This is a genomic window from Flocculibacter collagenilyticus (assembly GCF_016469335.1).
GTDB lineage: Bacteria > Pseudomonadota > Gammaproteobacteria > Enterobacterales > Alteromonadaceae > Flocculibacter > Flocculibacter collagenilyticus.
Window position 1 is genome coordinate 3573012 of record NZ_CP059888.1, and the last position, 21053, is coordinate 3594064.

The 21053-nt window shown below is 39.0% G+C and carries 25 protein-coding genes; 12 read left to right on the plus strand and 13 right to left on the minus strand.

What is annotated here, in order from left to right:
• Positions 1-144: 144 nt before the first annotated feature.
• The 11 genes from greB to HUU81_RS15895 all read right to left on the minus strand — a co-directional run bounded on the left by greB (position 145) and on the right by HUU81_RS15895 (position 7493).
• Complete coding sequence (gene greB, locus HUU81_RS15845; protein ID WP_199609869.1) at positions 145-630, minus strand: transcription elongation factor GreB; 486 nt, start codon at positions 628-630, stop codon at positions 145-147.
• A gap of 165 nt (positions 631-795) precedes the next feature.
• The gene (locus HUU81_RS15850) at positions 796-1371 is read right to left on the minus strand and encodes a hypothetical protein (protein WP_199609870.1); all 576 of its coding nucleotides are present in this window, start codon (positions 1369-1371) and stop codon (positions 796-798) included.
• A 240-nt stretch (positions 1372-1611) separates the two neighbouring features.
• Positions 1612-1908, minus strand: a complete 297-nt coding sequence (locus HUU81_RS15855; RefSeq protein WP_199609871.1) for a type II toxin-antitoxin system RelE/ParE family toxin — start codon at positions 1906-1908, stop codon at positions 1612-1614.
• The gene (locus HUU81_RS15860; protein WP_199609872.1) at positions 1896-2153 is read right to left on the minus strand and encodes a type II toxin-antitoxin system Phd/YefM family antitoxin; all 258 of its coding nucleotides are present in this window, start codon (positions 2151-2153) and stop codon (positions 1896-1898) included. Before HUU81_RS15860 ends, HUU81_RS15855 begins: the two co-directional genes overlap by 13 nt.
• Before the next feature lie 283 nt (positions 2154-2436).
• Positions 2437-3225: a S1 family peptidase gene (locus tag HUU81_RS15865; RefSeq protein ID WP_199609873.1), complete on the minus strand. Its 789-nt coding sequence runs from the start codon at positions 3223-3225 to the stop codon at positions 2437-2439.
• Between the two features lie 153 nt (positions 3226-3378).
• On the minus strand, positions 3379-3996 hold the full coding sequence (locus HUU81_RS15870) for a LysE family translocator (RefSeq protein ID WP_199609874.1): 618 nt from the start codon (positions 3994-3996) through the stop codon (positions 3379-3381).
• Positions 3997-4107: 111 nt separating this feature from the next.
• Positions 4108-4479 (minus strand): DUF4288 domain-containing protein, encoded by a 372-nt coding sequence (locus HUU81_RS15875; protein ID WP_199609875.1) that lies wholly within the window; start codon positions 4477-4479, stop codon positions 4108-4110.
• 11 nt (positions 4480-4490) lie between these two features.
• Positions 4491-4793 carry a DUF1330 domain-containing protein gene (locus HUU81_RS15880; protein ID WP_199609876.1) on the minus strand — a complete coding sequence of 101 codons (303 nt, stop codon included), beginning with the start codon at positions 4791-4793 and terminating at the stop codon, positions 4491-4493.
• Positions 4794-4825: 32 nt separating this feature from the next.
• Positions 4826-5215, minus strand: a complete 390-nt coding sequence (locus HUU81_RS15885) for a DoxX-like family protein (RefSeq protein ID WP_199609877.1) — start codon at positions 5213-5215, stop codon at positions 4826-4828.
• Positions 5216-5252: 37 nt separating this feature from the next.
• Positions 5253-6773, minus strand: a complete 1521-nt coding sequence (locus HUU81_RS15890; protein WP_199609878.1) for a coiled-coil domain-containing protein — start codon at positions 6771-6773, stop codon at positions 5253-5255.
• A 132-nt stretch (positions 6774-6905) separates the two neighbouring features.
• Positions 6906-7493, minus strand: a complete 588-nt coding sequence (locus HUU81_RS15895; RefSeq protein ID WP_199609879.1) for a YhgN family NAAT transporter — start codon at positions 7491-7493, stop codon at positions 6906-6908.
• Positions 7494-7691: 198 nt separating this feature from the next.
• On the opposite strand from HUU81_RS15895, the gene HUU81_RS15900 reads away from it, so the two are divergent.
• The 3 genes from HUU81_RS15900 (at position 7692) to HUU81_RS15910 (ending at position 10364) form a co-directional block, all read left to right on the plus strand.
• Positions 7692-8078, plus strand: a complete 387-nt coding sequence (locus tag HUU81_RS15900; RefSeq protein ID WP_199609880.1) for a DUF2721 domain-containing protein — start codon at positions 7692-7694, stop codon at positions 8076-8078.
• 80 nt (positions 8079-8158) lie between these two features.
• On the plus strand, positions 8159-9709 hold the full coding sequence (locus HUU81_RS15905) for a DUF3369 domain-containing protein (protein WP_199609881.1): 1551 nt from the start codon (positions 8159-8161) through the stop codon (positions 9707-9709).
• Entirely contained in the window at positions 9684-10364 is a 681-nt protein-coding gene (locus HUU81_RS15910) for a hypothetical protein (RefSeq protein ID WP_199609882.1), read from the plus strand. Before HUU81_RS15905 ends, HUU81_RS15910 begins: the two co-directional genes overlap by 26 nt.
• 25 nt (positions 10365-10389) lie before the next feature.
• On the opposite strand, the gene ubiA is transcribed toward HUU81_RS15910, so the two are convergent.
• Together ubiA and HUU81_RS15920 are read right to left on the minus strand one after the other, a co-directional pair.
• Positions 10390-11265, minus strand: a complete 876-nt coding sequence (ubiA, locus tag HUU81_RS15915) for a 4-hydroxybenzoate octaprenyltransferase (protein ID WP_199609883.1) — start codon at positions 11263-11265, stop codon at positions 10390-10392.
• An 83-nt stretch (positions 11266-11348) separates the two neighbouring features.
• On the minus strand, positions 11349-11906 hold the full coding sequence (locus HUU81_RS15920) for a chorismate--pyruvate lyase family protein (protein ID WP_199609884.1): 558 nt from the start codon (positions 11904-11906) through the stop codon (positions 11349-11351).
• A 161-nt stretch (positions 11907-12067) separates the two neighbouring features.
• Between HUU81_RS15920 and HUU81_RS15925 the strand changes: the two genes are divergently transcribed.
• The 9 genes from HUU81_RS15925 (at position 12068) to HUU81_RS15965 (ending at position 20992) form a co-directional block, all read left to right on the plus strand.
• On the plus strand, positions 12068-12412 hold the full coding sequence (locus HUU81_RS15925; RefSeq protein WP_199609885.1) for a metalloregulator ArsR/SmtB family transcription factor: 345 nt from the start codon (positions 12068-12070) through the stop codon (positions 12410-12412).
• A gap of 36 nt (positions 12413-12448) precedes the next feature.
• Entirely contained in the window at positions 12449-13492 is a 1044-nt protein-coding gene (locus tag HUU81_RS15930) for an ArsJ-associated glyceraldehyde-3-phosphate dehydrogenase (protein ID WP_199609886.1), read from the plus strand.
• 82 nt (positions 13493-13574) lie between these two features.
• Complete coding sequence (arsJ, locus tag HUU81_RS15935; protein ID WP_199609887.1) at positions 13575-14858, plus strand: organoarsenical effux MFS transporter ArsJ; 1284 nt, start codon at positions 13575-13577, stop codon at positions 14856-14858.
• A 32-nt stretch (positions 14859-14890) separates the two neighbouring features.
• Positions 14891-15355, plus strand: coding sequence for a hypothetical protein (locus HUU81_RS15940; RefSeq protein ID WP_199609888.1), 465 nt, complete (start codon positions 14891-14893; stop codon positions 15353-15355).
• A 166-nt stretch (positions 15356-15521) separates the two neighbouring features.
• Positions 15522-16283, plus strand: coding sequence for an IS5 family transposase (locus tag HUU81_RS15945; RefSeq protein ID WP_199609889.1), 762 nt, complete (start codon positions 15522-15524; stop codon positions 16281-16283).
• 211 nt (positions 16284-16494) lie between these two features.
• Positions 16495-17751: an ABC-three component system protein gene (locus HUU81_RS15950; RefSeq protein WP_199609890.1), complete on the plus strand. Its 1257-nt coding sequence runs from the start codon at positions 16495-16497 to the stop codon at positions 17749-17751.
• Positions 17744-18433 carry an ABC-three component system middle component 1 gene (locus HUU81_RS15955; RefSeq protein ID WP_199609891.1) on the plus strand — a complete coding sequence of 230 codons (690 nt, stop codon included), beginning with the start codon at positions 17744-17746 and terminating at the stop codon, positions 18431-18433. Before HUU81_RS15950 ends, HUU81_RS15955 begins: the two co-directional genes overlap by 8 nt.
• On the plus strand, positions 18399-20729 hold the full coding sequence (locus HUU81_RS15960) for an AAA family ATPase (protein ID WP_199609892.1): 2331 nt from the start codon (positions 18399-18401) through the stop codon (positions 20727-20729). Before HUU81_RS15955 ends, HUU81_RS15960 begins: the two co-directional genes overlap by 35 nt.
• A 68-nt stretch (positions 20730-20797) precedes the next feature.
• On the plus strand, positions 20798-20992 hold the full coding sequence (locus tag HUU81_RS15965; protein ID WP_199609893.1) for a hypothetical protein: 195 nt from the start codon (positions 20798-20800) through the stop codon (positions 20990-20992).
• Positions 20993-21053: the final 61 nt, after the last annotated feature.

Here is a 21053-nt window from a genome sequence, read left to right on the forward strand (position 1 = left end):
CTATTATGAAAATGATTTTTTATTATGCTATAACCTTAACAAAATTAAGGAGAATAAAATATGCTTAAGATGAAATAATAAGCAAAAAGCGTTTAAATTATTGTCTAATAAGCTATTCTTTTTTCAACAGGGTACACCTGACTTTCACTCTTCAAACGGTTTATATTGTATTGTATTGATATACCATTCTTTTACACCAGAAGGCGTATTTACTGTTACCTCGTCATCAATTTCTTTACCAATTAAAGCGCGAGCCATGGGCGAATCAATCGTAATGTAGTTTTTTTTAGTATCAATCTCATCAGAGCCAACAATACGACAGCGTAATGTTTCACCCTCATCGTTTTCCACTTCCACCCACGCCCCAAAAAATACCTTACCTTCCTGCTGCGGTGAATAGTTAACAATTTCTAATACTTCTAAGCGCTTGTCTAAATAGCGAACGCGCCTGTCAATTTCACGCAAGCGTCGTTTACCATAAATATATTCTGCATTTTCACTACGGTCGCCCAGCGCAGCCGCTTCAGACACAGACTGCGTAATTCTAGGGCGCTCTTCTTTCCATAAATATTTTAGTTCGCGTTCAAGCGCATCCCAGCCATCGCGGGTAATGTAATTTGATCGTTTCATTTTTTGTATGCGACTGTGATTATAAAAATGTTGAGATCATACCTGTTTGCGAAAGGTATAGCATTATTTGAATTCAATCTAAAAAAGCACAGCAAAAATCACTGTGCTCTATCTACCCTAAAACATAAATACCCATCACATTTCACGTGAGAATAAACGATGCATTTAATTTTTATTGAACTTATTTAGTGCCTTCGTTTGCTTTTCAATAACATCTACATATTGCTCAGCACTAAAAAACTCACACTTTTTGGCTCCAAAATGTAACTGATTCGTATATATCGTAAATGTCTCAGGAAAGTAACCAGAAAAATTAGGAATTCTAGGCGATAAAAAATACACTATATACTCTTTATTTGAACTTAACTTAAAGTGCTTATCAAGATTAAGCGTGTACCTTAATGTTTGCCATGGAGCAATAGTAACCGTCTTATCAGGCCCATTAATTGGCATTCTTAGCCACTTAGGTGACTCTGTTATATCTATTGTTGCGTGCTTGTATAGTAAGTCATAAGGAATCACACTAACTAAGCCATATCGAAGTTCCTTATTTAACCCCAAATCACTTTCTCGAATTTCAATAGGATCATTAAAGTTATTGTGTATCACAACTTCAATACTAGTGCCTCCCTCTCCTTCTGGGCATTTAAGCTCAGTAGATAACGTCCCCCACTCAGAGTGAGCAACCACAAAAAAAGAGGCAAAAAAATAAAACACTATGGAAAATATCAATCTAGTCATTTATATGATACTCCTGACTGTAATGACATAGTTAATTTGGGCGCCTGATTAGAACTGCTATCATAGCAGCATAACAAACTTAGTTACGGCGAGAAAACCGAAAAAAGAGACTCTGACTGCCTGTCTCGGAAAAGTGATTGTGATATGACATTCTATGCTAAGAGATAAAGTTATTTGGGAAGCGCCAAAAGCTTAAAATTAGCCATAGGTGCCACCGTCTCTTGTTAGCTATACAAATCACTAAATTAGTAAAAAACGCCTCAGATCTTGTTCTTGACGCATCACGTGTAATATAAAAAGTCTATTTCCGTCGAGTTTATAAAAAATCCGGCATGGGCTTACTACGATTTCTCTGTAATTTAGAGTCGGTATTTCAGGAGGAACTCTCCCCGATTCTGGATGAGTTTCCAATCTTTCCGTTTTGTCGAAAATTGTTTGAACTAGTTTTTGGGCGGCAGCTAAATTAGCAACAGCTATATAATCAGCAATCTCATTGAGTTCGTCTAGAGCGGGCCTTGTCCATATTATTTCAGCCATTTATTCATTTGCTCTTTGGCTTGTTCATTTGTCACTACCTGATCATTTCTAATCGCCTGTTCCCCTCTAGCGATGCCTTCCAATATGGCCATGCGTCTTTGCATCATTTCATAATCCTCAACATCAACTAGATAGGCTGACGGCTTTCCATGTTCAGTGATTAATACAGGCTCTTTAGTAGAGTGAAGATCAGCTAATATTTTAGTAGCTTGTCTTTTTAATGTGGTAACTAATTCAACTTTCATAGTATCAACTCTCAATAAACAAAGTATCACTATAGTATCACTAGCAACTCAAACGTCAACCGTATAGCTACTTTCAATAACGAGCGCAAGCACGTAGAGCGTAGTGTTCATCCCTGCTTATAAAACGCAATATCACAAATTAGTTACAGCTGGAAAGCCTAAAAAGTGGCACTGATTGTCTATGTCAGAAAAGTGATTGTGATATGAAATTCTATGCTAAGAGATGAGGTTATGTAGGAAGCGCTAAAAGCCATAAATTAGCCATTGATGCTATCGTCTCTTGTTAGCTACCCAATACACTCATTATCCAGTCTCGGTATTTTGAAACTCTAACTTGATAAGCAGTAGTGCCATATAAACCACCTTTAAAGGAAGCAAGGTCACCCTCCCAAAGTTGCCAGCTTGATAAGCCAACTAAATATGGAGTACCGTTTTCAAATATGATCGATGCACCACCGCTATCACCCGAACCATGCATCCCCTCAAGAGGTAATGCATTCGGCGCTTTATCAAATTTAAACGATAACCACTTCTCATCTGTAGTTTCAACAATATTTTTAAAGTGATTTAGCTCTCGTAAAGATTTTGTCTCAATATTTTCACCGGTTATTCCATCTCCCTTTGCACCGCGACCAAACACTGTAATTTCTTTGCCTTTTTCATTAGCATTTGGGTATATGTCGATTGGTTTTAGATCGGTTACGGGTCTAGAAAGTTTAATTAGTGCAATGTCACTTCTAGATTTGAGAAAATTCATTAAAGGAGTAGCGTCACCCTCGAATAAGGCTTTGTCAGCTTTAACATAGCCTCGGTGTATATAAACTTTTTCTATTTCAAAATTTTTGGAACCCACCTTTAAATTTTTACCTGAGTAGTCATAAAAGATGGTATGAGCCACAGTTAAGATCCATTGTGGGCTTATCAGCACTCCATGCCCTTCGTGGGGCATATCAATTAAATATTCAGGAGCTTTGTCTAATTTATAATTTTTTGAAGGAATATCATGCCGAATCACTACAGCATTGCTGATAAATGCTATACAAAACAGGAAAAAGAAAAGCAAAATTCTCATATTACACCCATTGTCATTGATGGATAGCTAACGCCGCGTTAAGTGATGATCAACGCAGATCACCATACTTAAACCATTGTGCCGTAAACACTTAAGTTGAATCAAACCGAAAGCACCAAGCGTTGGAAGCCTGCCTTAAATGCCTTGTATGTATTATTGCTGACGGCTAAATAACAGGTTGCCTCCCGACACAGCTAAAAAGGTCGCACACGCTCTATTAAACCGCTTTGCCATTTGGGGCTTCGAAAACCATTGTCTCAGATATATCCCAAACATAGCGTAAATAGATATCGCCGCTAACTCCAGAATTAAGAACGTGCTGCCTAATACAAAAAATTGTTCATTCACGCTCGCAGACACATCCACAAACTGCGGTAGGAATGCTGTAAATATTAAGATAGCTTTAGGATTACCAGCTGCTAATACAAATTCTTGTTTAGCTAAACTAAAACGATTCTGAATTATGGCTATTTCAGAAACAGGGCTCACTTCTGAGCGCCACAGGTTGTAGGCGATCCAAAGCAAGTAGGCAGCGCCCAATATTTTAATTGTGAGGAACAAAGTTTCAGAAGCATACAGCACAACAGCCAAACCTGAAGCAGCTAACGCAATCATTACCGAAAATGCAGCAATCCGTCCAAGACCTGCAATAAACGCAGACCGGAAGCCATAGCAACGAGCATTATTCATAGACAAAAGGTTATTTGGACCAGGTGTCATATTGAGTGCAAAACACACAGGGATAAAGAAAAGTAGCTTCCAGATTTCCACAATGCCTCCTTCATAAAACTAACGCCCCAGTAGGCGACGAAAAATAGTTGGCTATAATCGCGCTTACGCGAGCCAACGTGTTTGTGTCCAATATAAGCTTGTTAGGTGCAATTATTGATGAAATTGACCTTTTTTCTTAACTAATTTCTTTAGGTTTTTTAGTTTACGAGTAGACTCCGAATACATTATTTCTGCTCCGTGCTCTAACTCGTCATAGATTGGTATTATTTCCGTAACCCCTTCGTAAACCCACTGTACAGGAGTGCCTTTATAACCACCTTTATATGGCTCAGTATGCTCTTTAGCTTCATGTTCAATTTTATCGTATGCGTCATCAAGGCTAGATGCTTTAACCAATATGGTACTTTCCCATGAAAGGAACCTATTCTCTTCGTCAAAGTTTCCATCTTCTTCAAGCTCAATAAACCTTATGAGATATGAGCCAACATACCATCCTACAGGTGAAACATTTTTATCGGACATCTCCTTTGCACTTAACTTATTTCATAGCTCGCAATAATCGTTGTTTCGGCCACTGACTTTTCAAAGAAGCGCTCTTTTGCTTGGAGATATTCTGGATTGCTAAAAAACGCATCCATTGCTTGCTTATCAGGAAAGTTGATAGTGAAAACGCGATTAATTTTACTGCCTTCTGCTGGCTTTAATACTTCAGCCACTTTAAAGTCGACCCCAAAACTACCACCAAATGATTGTAAGATAGGCATCATTGCATCACGATATTGTTGATATATTTCGTTATCTTTTACCTGTAATCCCACCAGCATTTCATAGGCCATATTTGACTCCCTTCATGTGTTTTATGCGTTAGTTATTTTTCGGACGGTTGATACTGACGATGTTGTAGCTCTTTAAGCCAAATAACACTCATCGCGATCATTAAAAGGTTTGTTGTTACTGGATTAAATGCTTCAACAAGCACATATGGTACTTGTATGGCAACATACAACAGCAGCATCACTAAACCAAATATATTTAACCAAATTAATGATTTACTTTTAAAAAGTATTATCAAGAGTACACCAAAGATCACTTCACCGATGCCTGCTACTTTGGTTATCCAATAAGAAAAATACTCACTAAATCCCATTGTACTGGTTATTAACTTTTCCAGCGGTGCAACATGCATTAACTTTGGAAATAATCCGTGGTAAATCCAACTTAGCCCCACCGCGAAACGCGCAATATTTATTGTTTTCATAATTAATGATTTGATGTAAGTGCAACGCTTACATCAATTAGTTTTCCTTTGTTAATTGTGACTGCGCATATTCAAATTTTAAGCGATATTCAGTGACTTTTGCTTCCATGTCAGATTGTGTTTCGACAAATTGTGTTTGCAAACCTTCAATTTGCTCGCGTAGCGCTTTAATGGTTTCACGCGCTTGTTGTGAATCATTATCAAGCTTGGTATGCGTGTGCGTATAGCGCGTTTGTAGCTGTGTGATATGTTGCTGAATGTCTAACATGGCTTGTTCTTTGTTAGTTAGCGCTTGCTCTGCTTGACGTGCTGACGCTTGAGCTTGCGCTAAGCTGTCTTGCCATTGCTGCTCTTGCTCTTGGTGTGCTATCAGCAGTTGTTCTTTACTGGTTTCAGCCGCAGTAATGTCAGCTTTTAAACTATTGACTTCATCCGTTAATTTATCTTTATCGTCTTCAAGCCTGCTTAGTTGCTGTGCTAAATCGGTTAACGCGTGTTGATGTGTTGCTTGCAATTGAGATTGTGTTTGTTGGAATTGTGACTCAGCTTGTTGCTGTTGCGCTGCCATTTGGGCCTCGCTTTCTTGCTGCTGAGCAGTTAGCTGATGCTGAAGTGACGACAATTCAGCCGTATTCGCGGCATGCTGTTGTTGCAATTTAGCAACCAATTGCTGTTCATTTTTTAATAGCGTTTGCGCTGACGACAGTTCTGTATGATGCGCTTGCTTTGCTTCTACTATTTGCTGATTAAGAGTGATTATCTGGCTTTCAAAATGCGAGGCATTCGCTTTATTGCTTTCTGTTTCAGCAATTTGGTCTTCCAGAGCCAACTCCATATCTTTTAAGGTGTCAGTCAATAATTGTACTTGCTGTTCACTTTCACTAAGTGCGCTTTTAAGTTGCTGCTCGGCTTGCTGTATGCCTGCATATTTTGCCAACATCTCATCTAGCGCAAGCTGTAAGCCTTGCTGTTCTTTTTGAAAATCAGCAGCTTGCTGTTCACGTTCACATTGTTGCTCTTGTGCGACTTGCGCAGCGTGTTGCGTTTGCGTTTTTACTGCTACTAACGCTTCGTCTAATTCTGCTTTTAATGTTTCAATATACTGCCGTTGTTGCTGCTGTTTTTTCTCATACGCTGCGTTACTGATCTCAAGCTGTGAGATCTGATTTGATAACGCCTCTTCTTGGTTATTTTGCGTGAAAGTTTCGCGCTCTTTATTGAAATCGGCTGTTTGTTGCGCAATCACTTTTTGTAGGTGCAGATTATCTTTATTAAACTGCGTTAGTTGCTGCTGCAAATGCGCTAATTGAGCTTGATGCTGCACCTGATGTGCGGCAACTAATGCTGCGCGCTCTGCATCTATTTGTTGCATTAGTTCGTGGCTAAACGCACTAATTGCTTGCTTAATATTACCTGTAGGCGTTAGCGCATGATCCTCGGAAGTACTAACAGGACTATTAGTATTTTCGTTCACTTTAGCGCGTTTTTCTTGCTCGTTTTCTGCTGAAAATTGACGAGAATTAACGAGTTCTAATGTTGCTTCTTGTTGAGTCATCATATTACCGCTTTATTATTATTTTTATATGAAGTAACAATACTCTTTTTATTACCTATACGATTTGAAAAATGCGCTGTAATCGCAGCGCATTTCAATGAAACTATTTTTATTTATCTCACTTTCATTTCATGTTTACAGCTTAAAGTAAACGCCAATGCCATCTAATAGCATTTGTACCGCTATCATCACCAGTATCATACCCATTAGTCGTTCTAGTGCTGTTAATCCTCGCTCTCCTAACATACGGTGAAGCGCGCCAGAAAACATTAATATAACTGCACTGATTAACCAAGCGCCAATCAACGCAAGGCTCCAGTCCATCATACGATTTGGATCTTGGTTAGCTAACAGCAGTAAGGCTGCTAAAATTGACGGCCCCGCGATCATAGGCACTGCAATAGGCACTAAAAACGGCTCTTCGCCTTCTTTCACACCAATAACGCCACCGGGAGAGGGAAAAATCATTTTAATCGCAATTAAGAATAAAATAATACCACCAGCAATACTTACCGATTCTTGCCGTAAATTAAGAAAGTCTAGAATGGATTCGCCTGCAAAAAGAAACATTAACATTATCAGCAACGACAAAATAAGTTCGCGAATGAGCACGATGTTTCGTCGAGATTTTTCCACATTTTTTAACGCTGAGATCACGATTGGTAAGTTGCCCAAAGGATCCATAATTAAGAATAATGTGACGGCTGCTGTAATAATGTCCATGGCATTCCTTATTGTGAGGAGCAATCAGTAAGTGACTACAAAAAAATTAATGGCTTAACATCAATAATAGGGTGAATATGGCCGCTCATTAATCTGCTACCAAGCGTGTGGTGTGGCAGCTTAACCTAATCACTAATTGTTGCAAAACCGACCAGACCTTTATAGCATCGGATTATCTTACTTAGCAACGCAAATATTATGACTATCACTACCCCAGCACTTTTATTTCCTGCCATTTCATTATTATTTTTGGCTTATACCAATCGCTTTTTAGTGTTAGCGCAATTAATTAGACAACTTAATAGCCGCGAACAAAACCAAGCAAGAGAAATGGCAAAGCGGCAGATCTCTAATCTTAAAAAACGCATCGTGCTCATCCGTGCCATGCAATGGTTTGGTGTACTCGCTTTTATGTTTTGCACATTTGCGATGTTTTTTATGTTTGTAGAGTTAATGATTGCAGGCCAATGGTGCTTCGGCATTAGCCTTATTTCGTTATTGCTTTCTTTATTTATTTCGCTGTATGAAATTCAGATTTCCTGCGACGCTATTAATATAGAACTGGAAAATCTAGAAGATAATTAACACACCCTCACCTTACTGAATACACTCGCATTTCTAGCCGCGACTTCTATACTCAAAGAGACGATATAGAGGACACTAACGTGGCAGAAACGCTTTTCAAATTTTACTCTGAAGATGATGAGCCTGAGCAACCAGAATCGCAAGACGAACACTGCTGGCGCGTACTGGTTATTGATGACGAAGATGACATCCATGAAATAACTCGGCTGGTGCTAAGCAGCTTTGAATTTGATAACAAGCCACTCAAATTTATAAACGCCTATTCTGGGGAAGAGGCAAAAACGTATTTTGAACAACACAATGATATCGCGGTAGCACTGGTTGATGTTGTGATGGAAACCAATAATGCGGGGCTAGAATTAATTAAACATGTACGAAACGTTCAACAAAATACCTTTACCCGTTTAATTCTTAGAACGGGGCAACCGGGTGAAGCACCTGAAGAATCTGTCATTCGTGATTTTGACATTAACGATTACAAAAACAAAACTGAGCTCACTTCCATTAAACTAAAAAGCTTAATGTACAGTGCACTGCGTGGCTATCGCGATTTATGCACCATTAAGTATCAAAATAAAAGCTTAGAACGGCTGATATCCGTGACTGCTCATTTTGTTGAGTGCGACACACTTCACCAATTTGCTGAAGTGTTATTAGCGCAAACCGCACATGTATTAACCGTTGAGCCTGATACCGTATATTGTTGCGCGGCCACTAATACAGTGTACGAAGAAGCCGATAATTATGAAATACTGGCGCTTTCCGGCGAAGAACCATGCCCTGATCAGCAGTGTAAAACACGGATCCCAGCCCCCATTAAGCAAGCACTTGAAGATGCCCATAACTCAAAACAAAGTATTCATCACCATGATTACTTTGTTGGCTACTATACTTCGTCAAACAACATAGAGCATTTATTGTATGTGAGTAAGCAGTCTCCACTAGAGCGCCATGAACATCGCTTACTAGAATTATTCGCCAACAATATTGCCATTGCGTACGAGCGCATTCGTTTACGTGAAATAAGCCGTGAATCACAAAAAGAATTATCCTACATTCTTGGTGAAGCCGTTGAAAAACGTTCTAAAGAAACCGGTAGCCATGTAAAAAGAGTGGCGCTATTTAGCCACTTACTCGCTATCAAATACGGCCTTTCTGAATATGAAGCTGAGGTTATTAAACTCGCTTCGCCACTCCATGATGTAGGCAAAATAGGCATTCCGGATCGCATTCTAAATAAAACCTCTCAGCTTGATGATGCCGAATGGGAAATCATGAAAACCCACGCGCAATTAGGCTACGAGATCTTGCGTAAGTCTAAAAATGACATCATAAAAGTGGGCGCAATCATTGCGCACCAACACCATGAAAAATGGGACGGTACAGGCTATCCCAACCAGCTGAAAGAATTAGAGATTTCGATCGAAGGAAGAATAAGCGCGCTTGCCGATGTGTTTGACGCTTTAGCCAGCTCACGCTGCTATAAACCACCTTGGCCAACTGAAAAAGTGATTGAATTTCTTAAACAAAATTCGGGTAAACATTTTGAGCCAAAGCTCGTGAATATTTTACTAAATAATTTAGATGCGTTTTTGGCGATCAGAGATGAGTATCCAGACGAAGATGAATGAGTCGCAGCCACCGCGAGCAAATACAACTCAAACTGATGAGCAACACAAATATGCTGCCACGTTTCATTCTCCCGCCAATGAGCGCACCGTTATCGTCAACAATGAAGCGAATGCGCTTCAATTTAAAGCGTACTTAAGCCAGCAGTTTAACGAAATTACCCATCACCCTGAAGCCGACCATTATGTAGAAAGTCTATTTGAAGTGTATTCACAAGCGCCTGATACAAAAACGTTGTTAGGCCATTTTTGTCGTACATGTGGCGGCCATTGTTGTACACAAGCGGGCAACACGGCGTTTTTAGATTTAACCAGTTTAAAGGGCATTATTGAGAAGCTAAATATCACTTCTCTGCAACAGCTTGAACGCTTATATTGCTGCTATATTCCAACGCTTCACTACCAGAACTCTTGTATATTTCATGGAAAGCACGGTTGTAGCCTACCCAATTGGCTGCGTTCTGAAACTTGTAATCGCTTTATGTGCAGTGAATTAAACTACTTCTATCACCACCTTCAGCAATCGGATCATTTACTTACTCAGCGAGCATCGTATACAAAAGTAATTGCAAAAAGCGACACCACTAAACACACCTATCGTGTCAGTGTGTTTAGTGTGGATGAATACCAAGAACTTCGTCTTGGGACTAGCAATTAATAAGAAACAAAGCTATATAGCTGCATTACCTTAACAAGTAATGCACCACAATACCGATAAATACCGCAAAGCCCGCATAATGATTATTCAGAAAAGCGCGAAAGCAAGCATCGCGTTCACGATGTTGAATTAACATTTGCTGATATGCAAAGAAACTCGCCGCAACGGCAATACCAATAAAGTAGTAAATAGAAAATGACAAGATCAAGCCCACTGCAATCAGTAAGCTTAACGTGACTAATTGTAATAAGGCGATGGCTAACTTATCAAATCGACCAAAAAACACTGCGGTACTTTTTACCCCAATGCGCAAATCATCATCTCTGTCTACCATGGCATACATAGTATCGTAAGCAACCGTCCACGCTAAGTTGGCGATATACATTAACCACAGCACGGTTGGAATGTGTCCTTGCACCGCCATGAACGCCATTGGCATCCCCCAACTATACGCAGCACCCAATACCACTTGAGGAAAATGGGTGTAGCGCTTCATAAATGGGTAGCTTGCAGCAAGCAATAAGCCTACCGCTGATAATGCGATTGTTTGCCAACTTAACCAGATAACTAAACTAAACGCGCACACAATCAGCACTGCAAAAAGCTGTAATGCTTCTTTTTCAGTTATCTCTTTTGCAGCCAGCGGGCGCATTTGCGTGCGTTTAACCGCACCATCAATATTGCGATCTGCGTAATCATTTATCACGCAGCCAGCAGAGCGCATAATCGCCACACCGCACACAAAAATCACCAAATACTTTAGTGCTGGCACACCATCAGACGCTATCCAAAGTGCCCACAAAGTTGGCCATAATAAAAGGTAAATACCAATGGGTTTTTCTAGTCGCATCAGGCGGCTATAAGCAGACCAATGCGCGGGGGTAAGTTGCAATACAGACATAAACGTACCTGATAAATTAGTTGTGCGTTTCGCAATTAATGGAAATAGTGCTTAGCGATAATAAAGATATTTGCACGCTCACCCTATTGGTACGCCGTGCTAAGCGGCAAAAAAATCTCATTTACAAGTATTGGTTTATGATTGACTCGAAAGACAGATCGACGACCAAACATTGGCTGCACTGCGGTATGACCGAGCATGTTCGATAATTTTGCCACTGCTGATGTGTTATCAAATGTTGCTAATTCAAACGGCTGACGCTGCATACTTGGATCTTGAAACAATACCTCACCCAGTGGCTGATGACCTAAGTGCGCTAAGCGTTGTTGCTCTCCCGTTAGCGAACTAAGTGGGAAAAGGCTTTGTGCGTAAACAATGGGCTTATCATCACAGCGTAAAATCACTTCACGCAAACATGCTTGTTCATCATCACAGTCCAGCAATTTTTGCATATTGTTAGATAACTGAATCTGATGTTGCCCTAATAACTCCACATAAAATACATCACACGATGCTTTCAGTCGCTCTGTTAATGAGCCTGTATGTAGTAACCAATCAGCTAAATTGGGCGAGAGCTCAAAACGCGCATAATCGCTTGTCCACTCATTATTTAAGGATAAGGGGAAATTAATGTGTTGCATCCATAGCCTACTTTTTATTACTAAAACCCACGTGTGATTAGGGCATATGATACCTAGAACCACGACTTGGTAGCAAATTGGGAATAAAGTACACATTTGCTTTTAATGTATATGAAATTTCATATATACTTTTCGTCATTCACCTTATTATGTTTTGCACTATGTCACCTATTCAATTTTATAAATGTTTGGCAGACGATACGCGGTTACGCTGTCTATTATTAATAGAAGATCAACAAGAGCTATGTGTATGCGAGCTCACTAAGGCGCTCGCATTAAGTCAGCCCAAAGTATCACGACATTTAGCTTTATTGCGCGAGCAACATGTAATTAGCGCACGTAAAGAGGGGCAATGGATGTTTTATCGCATTCATGATGCATTACCAGAATGGCAAAAAGGCATTATTAAACAAACACTAAGCGAAAGCACTGAGTACATCGCGCCAGCGCTTTCGTTATTAAATAGCATGGGCAGTCGTCCGAGCCGACAAACAGCATGCTGTTAGCACATATCACCCAGAACTACTTTTAAGGATTACACAATGGCACTTCGTATAGGTATTAACGGCTTTGGCCGCATGGGACGTCTTACTTTTCGTGCACTGTTCGACAACCAAGACATTGAAATAGTGCACATTAACGACCCCGCCGGCAACGCTGAAACATTAGCACACCTAATTAACTTTGATTCTGTTCATGGCACTTGGCACCATGATGCGAGTCATCAGCGTGATGAAAACGATAATAGTGAATTTATTACGATAAACGAAAGTAATATTGGCTGTACACAGCATACCAATATCAGTGACACGGACTGGTCTGGCTGCGATGTTGTGGTTGAAGCGTCTGGTAAAATGAAAACCAAAGCGTTACTGCAAGCATATTTAGATCAAGGCGTAAAACGCGTTGTGGTCACCGCGCCCGTTAAAGAAGAAGGCGTACTGAATATTGTTATGGGGGTTAATCACCAGCAATATGATGCCGATGAGCACCAGATTGTCACCGCCGCATCATGCACCACCAACTGCTTAGCCCCCGTTGTCAAAGTACTGCATCAAAAAATTGGGATTAAGCATGGTTCCATGACCACCATTCATGACATCACCAATACACAAACAATTTTAGATGCTCCCCACAAAGACTTACGCCGTGCACGTGCCTGTGGCATGAGCTTAATTCCAACCACAACGGGCTCTGCAACTGCCATCACTCATATTTTCCCAGAGCTAAAAGGTAAGTTAAATGGCCACGCAGTACGAGTACCCCTTGCCAATGCATCGCTTACTGATTGTGTGTTTGAGTTAGAAAAACCCACCAGCGTTGAAGAAATTAATGACATATTAAAAACAGCCGCTGACGAAGAGCTTCACAATATAATGGGTTACGAAGAACGCCCACTTGTGTCGATTGATTATAAAACCGATCCACGCTCTTGTATTATCGATGCGCTTTCCACCATGGTGATTAATGAAACTCAAGTTAAGCTGTACGTGTGGTACGACAATGAATGGGGTTATGCAAATCGCACTGCTGAGTTGGTGGAATTAGTTGGAAAAATTGACCAGCAACGGGCACAAGCATCTTAAATAGGCCATTAGGCGTGTTCGTTGATTAGCAACGGCGCGCCAACTACTTGAAAACTAAAAAATTCACCGTAAGGGCAACCGTGTGCAGCATACTTCAACTCTCACTCCTGCATTAAAACAATACTTGATCGTTACAGGCAACTATTGGGCATTTACATTAACCGATGGTGCGCTGCGTATGTTAGTAGTACTGTACTTTCATCAGCTTGGCTATAACCCTCTCAGTATTGCCATGTTATTCCTGTTTTATGAATTTTTTGGTGTGGTTACAAACTTACTTGGCGGTTGGCTAGGCGCACGAATTGGCCTTAATCGCACGATGAATATTGGCCTTTTCTTGCAAATCATAGCCTTATCCATGTTGTTAGTTCCCAGCGAATGGCTACTCATTCCTTGGGTAATGGCCGCACAAGCGCTGTCTGGTATTGCAAAAGATCTTAATAAAATGAGCGCCAAAAGCGCGATAAAGCACCTTGTTCCCGACAATGGCAATGGCACGTCACAACACACACTATACAAATGGGTAGCCGTACTTACTGGCTCAAAAAATGCGCTAAAAGGCGTTGGTTTTTTTCTAGGTGGCGTATTGCTTACCACGCTAGATTTTACAGGCGCTATTGCTAGCATGGCTGTCATGCTAGTACTGGTATGGCTATTTAGTATCACTAATCTCAAGCAAGACTTAGGCAAAGCCAAGAATAAGCCCAGATTTAATCAGTTGTTTTCTAGTAGTAAAGCCATTAACTTGCTCTCTGCTGCGCGGCTATTCTTATTTGGAGCGCGTGATGTATGGTTTGTCGTCGCGTTACCCGTTTATTTAGCAACGGCATTAGACTGGGAACATTGGACTGTTGGTAGCTTCCTTGCACTGTGGATCATCGCATACGGAATTGTACAAAGCGTTGCGCCCTATATTACAGGTATAAAAACAAACTCCAATCGCACCAACACAACCCCGCCTGATGGTAACAGTGCAGTATTTTGGGCGAGTATCTTGCTGCTCACACCAGTGGCAATCGCACTTGGGTTAACTTTTGCCACCGATTCAAGCACAACGATAACGGCAGGTATATTAATAATCGGACTGGGATTATTTGGCATTGCGTTTGCGGTTAACTCATCGTTACACAGTTATCTGATTGTCAGTTACGCCCGACACGATGGCGTTTCTTTAGATATTGGTTTTTACTACATGGCAAATGCGATGGGTCGACTCATTGGAACACTCCTGTCTGGCTGGCTGTTTCAAGCGTATGGCTTAGTGACTTGTTTATGGGTGTCAGCGTTATTTATTGCTATTGCAGGTGGTGTTTCATTATTACTGCCGAAAAATGATGATGCTCGATCGCGCGCCGCAAGCCATTAGTCGTATACATTACACGTTAAGAGAACATATTAATGCCACAACTATTTCTATTCATCATAGTGTTATGTTTTTCATGCCACACTGAAGCTTTATCTACAGACCCCACTTCACATGTTTGGCAATTAGGTAACTTTAATATTCATATTGAAAACCAATGCGACATTGTTGTTAAGCGCAATCATCAAACGCTTAAAATAAAGAACCATTTTGACAGCGCACAAGCGTGTAATGTGGCGATGTTGGTTGATACTAATATTCCTAATGCATTTGTAGTGGGCGGCGGCTATATTTTGTTAATTGAGCAAGTATTAAGCAAACGAACAGATAATGACTTCCCTGATCGGCTTGTATGCGACCGCCGCACTAGAGCTTTGGTATTACTCAATTCAGGTAAAGCTACCTTAAGTGATAATGAAATAAAAAGTGGCAATTGCGACGGACAAATTGAAGCCCACGGTGCGATGTACTTGGCTAATCCTCATCGTGAGCTTGATTAGAGGTAGTAGTCCATATTTGAGCTTACAGTCATCTGACTGTTATCAGGTTTAATTTACTCTGAAAACCACACTTAAACTAGAGCGTGTTGATCTTTGTGGTATGAAAAGTAAACGGCAAATGGGTTGGTTATAATGGTTTCGCCAAAAATCAGTTTAACTTTCCCAGATGCCGAGACTAATGCTAACAGATGATAGTTGGAAATTGCTATCAAGAATCATGTATTTAACAGGTCGTATTTATAATAAACCTGAACACAGAATGACACTCGAAGGTATTTTATACCGTATGCGCACTGGTATTCCATGGCGAGATTTACCAAGCGAATTCGGCGGCTGGAGTGCTGTATTTAGACGGTTTAACTTGTGGTCTAAAAAAGGTGTGATAACAGAGATATTTCAATTTCTTTCTCAGGAAAATGACGCTCAATGGCTGTTTCTTGATGGCAGTATTGTCAAAGCTCATCAAGACTGCACGAATATTGGCTCACAAGCAGAGCAAGCTATAAGTAAAAGCCGTGGTGGTAAATCAACTAAAATCCACTTGGCGGTTGATAGTTGTGGTTTGCCAGTTCACTTTGAACTATCAGGCGGGCAGGTTCATGACGTAAGTTATGGCAAAAGCTTAGTGGTTTCATCACCAGATGCCGAAGTGGTAGTTGCAGATAAAGGTTATGATAGTCAATCGATTAGAGAGCTAATTAAAAGTCGCAATGCTAAGCATGTAATACCGAGAAAAGGCAATAGTAAGCAAGGAAATGACGACATTGATTGGTCTATGTACAGATATCGTCACTTAGTTGAAAATGCGTTTTTGAAGATAAAGAAACATCGAGCAGTAGCAACTCGATATGACAAATTGGCTAGGAGTTACATGAGCGTGGTAGCCCTTGCTTTTTCACTCATGTGGCTACCGATGTGGGTTGATTAGAAAATGTACTCGAAAGATCAACACGCTCTAGTTCTAGCTCTTAAACTCGAAGTTTTACCAATTACACATGATCTGTTCATCATTAAAGCGAACTTTTTTCTTAAACTTTTAAGTTATATTCTACTTCTGATCTATTACTTACTTTACTTTTTTTTCTTTAGATTACAAACTAGAAAACGTTGTCATCTTTGGAGTAAAAGGAAGAGCTAGATTGACAGAAGTATCCTCTCAAGTAATTAACAGTAGTGCAATTCCTACATGGAGTGGATTTGTATATCAAGGAAAAGTAGCCCTCTATCACGCTATCCGACTCCTTGTACAAAGAAATTCTGAAGCGCATTACCTTCGAGTTGAACATTTAGATGATTTCGCTATTTATGATAGTAAAGAAAACGTTCTATCTCTTCATCAAGTGAAAGCTATGAAAAGTGATAAGCGCTCTTCATATAACCCTGCTTTAAAACAAGCTTCAAAGTTCTCTGAAAAATGTAACCAAAACACAGTTAGATGGTTTCATGTTGCGATTGCACTTGATGATTTTTCAGATAAAACTGAAAATCATGCTGACGGTGAACATCTTGTTCAATTTTATAAGTATCATGATGAACGCTATTATGTTGAAACAAATGCTATTGATATAAAACTGAGTGAAATTGTTACTCAGTACTTAAAAGTACATGAACTACCATCCACAGAAGAGCAGATCTCCTATAAACTGGCTAAATTAGAGGCATTACTGGCAAGTAAAGTTAATTTAGCGCACTATCGAAACCAACATGAGTCTTTAAATAAATTTGAAGCCGCAGAATCTATTCCTATTTCATTTCTGGAGATTGTTGGTTGCCTAATGTCGGAAGTAATCCCTAGTAATGATCCTCAAGCAATTTTATTTGAATTTAGAAAAACCCTCTTAAACAGAACCTCTCAAATATTAGACACTCTCGAAAGCAACCAAGACATTGATTTAAATGGAATTTTTATTTGTAGATATGCCGTGGCAAATATGGATATTCCTCTATTAACTCGTCTTTATTATTCAAAGAAACCTAGCCAAAACGCCATTACTTTAGCGGGATTTAGTAATGATACAGTTGATCAGTACCTAAGGATAATTTGGAAGATTATTGGAGTAAAAACCACTGAAGACTTACCTCATTATTTTAAAGATGGCTATGGCTCATACATACCAACTGCGATGACACTTGATTCTATAAATCAAGAACTGGATGTGAACCAGATCCAAGAGAATGTTAATGGAATAAGGGGGAATCTTACTGTACAGGATTTACTTTATGATTTCGACAATTTAATTGTCCATATGGATAGCAACTCATTTCAGCTATGTAATGAATCAAGCGCAATTGGTAAATTTACAGATATTTCAGAACCTGATAAAAGTCGAATCACCAAAATTAATAACGTAAGGTTTGTGTCCATGGCTGATGCAACTAGTGAGATAAATGATTAATAAAATAATTGCTGAGCTTTCTTATAATTCACTTTGTAAGTTTAAACCCATCGAACAAGAATCAGTTGATTTTAATTTCTATCAAGCCAGTTCAATAGAGCATCAACGTTTTTTAGCTGTAATAAAAATAACTAAGCTCATGAAACCAAGCGAGCTGAACAAATGGGTTCTAGACAAAACACCTAAACAGCTAAGAGAACAGCCTACTTTTGCTAAAAATACTGATGTTGTGTTTCTATTTGAGCTAGGGCACCTAAAGAATATCGTGAATTATGAGCATGAGATTTTTGCTATTGAGGAAGACAGTTATAGCTTTAAAAAACACGTTCTATATTACACAAATGACGAAGTAGCGCTTTTAAGTAGCTTAGATATAAAAAGTATTGTCGATTTAATTAAAAATCAAAGCAAATTTAACTTATACAAAAACGCCCCTTTAGAAGCATCAGAATATGGTATCGCTAGCCGAATATTCATTAAACTTCCTTTTTTATCTATCCCAGTAGATGAATCTGAACTAGACGACCCATGCGAACTAGCCAACGATTACTTGCAAGAAGAGGGGTATTTAGAATTAAGTAAAGAGTTTGAAAGGTTAATAGATAGCAGCGAACGCTGCTACCAAACTATAGTTGAGGAGTATATTCATGGAAAGATGGCGAATTCACAAACTGAAGGTTAATGGTTTCAAGCTATTCAGCAATTTTGAAGAAAGTTACTCAACGGATCTAGTTGTTTACGATGGACCAAACGGCTTCGGTAAAACCTCACTTTTTGATGCCAAACAACTTCTCTTCTGTAATAACCTTCCAAGAATAATAGCAAGGCTTGGAGCACTAAAAATTTCTGGTAACAAGAAATTTAATAAAAGCATATATCAAAATCATCATAGCCATTCGAATGTCTCGATAGCTGCTGAGTTCAAAAAAGGAACTGAGTCGCTTTATGTTATGAGACTGGCTAAAAAAGAAGATTTAAATAGAAGTAAAAACAAACCTAATAGCTTTAACGAATTTAAGTTGTATGAACTAAAGAGTTTTGATGACCTAAATCCACAGTTAATTGATAATGAAAAAGAATTCTGGTCAAAAAAGTTTGGTGACAAGTTTTTAAGCAACTTTTCAGTGCTTAATTATCTCCAACAAGATAGTAAATCTATAGTTGTACCTGATGCATGTGACAATAGGAATAGGACAGCTCAAATAAGCCACCTTCTTAATCTAGATAAGTTAGAAAAACGTATTGATCATTTTGAAAAACTAAAAGCTGAATCTAAAGCACAATTAAGTAAAGCTAAGGACGAATATCAAACTAAAAACGCTTCGCTAGAAGAGCTGAAACAGTACCTTACTGTAAGTGATTCCATAAAGGTAAGTTATACTAAGCTAACAAATTTACGTGTTACGCCTCAATGGGATCTTGAATCCCCTTTTTCGTCAGAGAATCACAAAAATCTAGAGCACCTAATAGAACAAGTAGACCTATTAAAACGTATATACGTTGGTAAAAATGAAATCTTAAAGAAGCTCAAAAATAAGCAAAAAGTCGAATTTACTCAAAAAGATGAGTTTGGTGTTGCGGTCAGACTTTATCACCATATTGACCAGTTACCAAAGTTAAATAAGAAGAAAGCTCAACTACACCAATTAGATAAAGTGTGTAATTTATTGAACCTTGAAATATCAAAGCTTACTCCGTCACATAACGCAATTTTTTCAACGTATCTTGAAAAACAATCAGCTGAAGAGCTGTCTAACCTTTTGAAAAATAAAAATAAGCTTATACTTGAGCATGGTGGTGTAAGTAGAAAGCAAACCGAAATGATACAATTTCGTGAAAAGTTAATTCAAGTCTGTGGAGATGAAAGCCATGACTGCCCTCTTTGCGGGTTTGATTACAAAGAACGTACGTTATTGATTTCAGCTATAAAAGTGAAAACAAATCTACTAAAACAACAATTAGATAATATCGGACTAAGAATCACGCAATGTTACCAAGATATAGAAAAAATTCTAGCCCCGTTAAAAACGAAATATGTTCCGTTGCTAGGCTTAGCGAAGAAAGAGTATGAAGAGACTCTTCATTCTGAGTTAATTACCCATACACATCAGGCAAATAGATTAAAATCTATTGGTAAACAATTGATTGAGCAGGGTATAGAGTTGCCGCAGCATTACGCTTCAGAAAAAGTAGCTCAATCAGAACAAATATCAAATGTTAAAGATGCAATCTTACAATCATTGGAACCTGAAGACGGATTAATTTCAAACCAAGAATTGAACTTTTTTATTAATATTTTTGGGGAACCAAATAATTTAGAAAAACTGAATGAAGATTTGATCGATTTGAAACGTAGCTATATTCAACAACAACACAATTTAACTCTAAATGCCTCTATTATTAAAATAAAAAGTGAACTAAAAAACTGTGATGAAAGAATAACTCATTTGAAAACACTTTATAGCGGACTAGAAAAAATTGAGACTAAGTTAAAACACTCCCAAACAGAATACATGAACAGAACAATTGGGCAAATGGAGTCACTTTTCCACATATACAGTGGTCGTTTACTTCAAAATTATCAAAGTGGCTTGGGAGTATTTATTGATACACCAAGTGCTAACCGAAAAACTGCTACTATGAACTTTTCAACAGTTTGCGATTCTCAGCATGATGCTACTCTGTCAATGAGCAGTGGGCAAATCAGCGCTCTGTCGTTGTCATTGTTTCTTGCTTTAAATAAAAAGTATGCCAAAACAGCGTTTGTATTCATTGACGATCCAACACAGTGTATGGATGAGATTAATATCGCGTCATTGAGTGATTTACTGCGTGTTGAGTTGCGAGATAGGCAAGTCATAATTTCAACACATGAACAAGATATTTCAGATTATTTATGCTACCGATATGGTAAAGCTGGCCTTACCAGAAAGCAGATTAACTTATTGAAGAAAAACCAACAAGCTAATATTTTTTAATAACAGAAACAAAGTCAGCTATAGGCCAGCACAAAATTCTGAACACTCTCTACAATGATACAGAGATCATGCTCCCAACTAACGAAAACTTTGTTATTTCAGAAATACTAGATGGACATCGCGGCTTTGTTGGCTTTTTAAGTGTCATTCGTCTTTCGTTAGCAATATTTCACGACCCTTTCATTTCAGTTAGCCGACTCGGTATTGATAACTTTTCTTTTGTAACCGCAAAAGCACAAGTTCCAGAGTCTTCTACTATATGATGTTAGTACTTGGCACCATACTTCTGCTTCGAGTACTCTCTTCACACTAGTGAACCTATTA

Excerpts from the sequence above, each read along its gene's own strand:
- HUU81_RS15945 (WP_199609889.1), top strand. The coding sequence starts at position 15,522 with ATGCCGAGACTAATGCTAACAGATGATAGTTGGAAATTGCTATCAAGA.
- HUU81_RS15925 (WP_199609885.1), top strand. The coding sequence starts at position 12,068 with ATGTCACCTATTCAATTTTATAAATGTTTGGCAGACGATACGCGGTTA.
- HUU81_RS15885 (WP_199609877.1), bottom strand. The coding sequence starts at position 5,215 with ATGAAAACAATAAATATTGCGCGTTTCGCGGTGGGGCTAAGTTGGATT.
- HUU81_RS15955 (WP_199609891.1), top strand. The coding sequence starts at position 17,744 with ATGATTAATAAAATAATTGCTGAGCTTTCTTATAATTCACTTTGTAAG.
- HUU81_RS15910 (WP_199609882.1), top strand. The coding sequence starts at position 9,684 with ATGAGTATCCAGACGAAGATGAATGAGTCGCAGCCACCGCGAGCAAAT.
- HUU81_RS15940 (WP_199609888.1), top strand. The coding sequence starts at position 14,891 with ATGCCACAACTATTTCTATTCATCATAGTGTTATGTTTTTCATGCCAC.
- HUU81_RS15895 (WP_199609879.1), bottom strand. The coding sequence starts at position 7,493 with ATGGACATTATTACAGCAGCCGTCACATTATTCTTAATTATGGATCCT.
- ubiA (WP_199609883.1), bottom strand. The coding sequence starts at position 11,265 with ATGTCTGTATTGCAACTTACCCCCGCGCATTGGTCTGCTTATAGCCGC.
- greB (WP_199609869.1), bottom strand. The coding sequence starts at position 630 with ATGAAACGATCAAATTACATTACCCGCGATGGCTGGGATGCGCTTGAA.
- HUU81_RS15965 (WP_199609893.1), top strand. The coding sequence starts at position 20,798 with ATGCTCCCAACTAACGAAAACTTTGTTATTTCAGAAATACTAGATGGA.
- HUU81_RS15900 (WP_199609880.1), top strand. The coding sequence starts at position 7,692 with ATGACTATCACTACCCCAGCACTTTTATTTCCTGCCATTTCATTATTA.
- HUU81_RS15850 (WP_199609870.1), bottom strand. The coding sequence starts at position 1,371 with ATGACTAGATTGATATTTTCCATAGTGTTTTATTTTTTTGCCTCTTTT.
- HUU81_RS15880 (WP_199609876.1), bottom strand. The coding sequence starts at position 4,793 with ATGGCCTATGAAATGCTGGTGGGATTACAGGTAAAAGATAACGAAATA.
- HUU81_RS15865 (WP_199609873.1), bottom strand. The coding sequence starts at position 3,225 with ATGAGAATTTTGCTTTTCTTTTTCCTGTTTTGTATAGCATTTATCAGC.
- HUU81_RS15960 (WP_199609892.1), top strand. The coding sequence starts at position 18,399 with ATGGAAAGATGGCGAATTCACAAACTGAAGGTTAATGGTTTCAAGCTA.
- HUU81_RS15855 (WP_199609871.1), bottom strand. The coding sequence starts at position 1,908 with ATGGCTGAAATAATATGGACAAGGCCCGCTCTAGACGAACTCAATGAG.
- HUU81_RS15875 (WP_199609875.1), bottom strand. The coding sequence starts at position 4,479 with ATGTCCGATAAAAATGTTTCACCTGTAGGATGGTATGTTGGCTCATAT.
- HUU81_RS15890 (WP_199609878.1), bottom strand. The coding sequence starts at position 6,773 with ATGATGACTCAACAAGAAGCAACATTAGAACTCGTTAATTCTCGTCAA.
- HUU81_RS15930 (WP_199609886.1), top strand. The coding sequence starts at position 12,449 with ATGGCACTTCGTATAGGTATTAACGGCTTTGGCCGCATGGGACGTCTT.
- HUU81_RS15860 (WP_199609872.1), bottom strand. The coding sequence starts at position 2,153 with ATGAAAGTTGAATTAGTTACCACATTAAAAAGACAAGCTACTAAAATA.
- HUU81_RS15920 (WP_199609884.1), bottom strand. The coding sequence starts at position 11,906 with ATGCAACACATTAATTTCCCCTTATCCTTAAATAATGAGTGGACAAGC.